General features: G+C 65.4%; 2 protein-coding genes. One reads left to right on the top strand and one right to left on the bottom strand.

The window, feature by feature from the left end; translation table 11 throughout:
* Window positions 1-188, top strand: a 188-nt coding sequence (locus BQ17_RS22550) for a hypothetical protein (RefSeq protein ID WP_218068199.1), incomplete at its 5' end; no start/stop codon positions are given.
* A 39-nt stretch (window positions 189-227) separates the two neighbouring features.
* On the opposite strand, the gene BQ17_RS09370 is transcribed toward BQ17_RS22550, so the two are convergent.
* On the bottom strand, window positions 228-468 hold a 241-nt coding region (locus BQ17_RS09370; RefSeq protein ID WP_141699202.1), incomplete at its 5' end, for a tetratricopeptide repeat protein.

Below are 468 nucleotides of genomic sequence, written 5' to 3'. Positions count from 1 at the left end.
TTCAGACGGCTTACGGACCCCATCACCAGCTGGCGGCAACGCTCAGAGCAGACGCCCTCTGGGCCGCACCGGATAACAACGCCGGATCGCCGGCAGGTTTGGTTCCCGTGTATACCACCGGCCTGATGCCCTCCGCGGCGCGGAGCAACCAGCTTCCCACGCAGCACGTGGGAACGAGAAAGAAATGATGTACTCGCAGGAAAGCCGGGGCCGTCCCTGAGTCCGACCTACGGGTCCTTCCGCCCGGCCCGCGCGGCGGCGAGATTCTGCCGCACGATCCGAGTGTTCGGATGCTCCGGGCCCAGCATGCGCTCAAAGACCGCCAGGGCCTGCTCCAAATAGCCGATGGCCTTTTCGTACTCCCCGAGTGCCTTCCAGGCCGATCCCAGGTTGTGGCTCGTTCCCACGCTCCAGCGTGGGAATGCCGTTGTGGCCGCTCCAGCGGCCAAGGTTTCATGACGCTGGAGC

This window comes from Candidatus Thiosymbion oneisti (assembly GCF_900092655.1).
GTDB lineage: Bacteria > Pseudomonadota > Gammaproteobacteria > Chromatiales > Chromatiaceae > Thiosymbion > Thiosymbion oneisti.
This window is presented reverse-complemented; position numbering and strand designations above follow the sequence as displayed.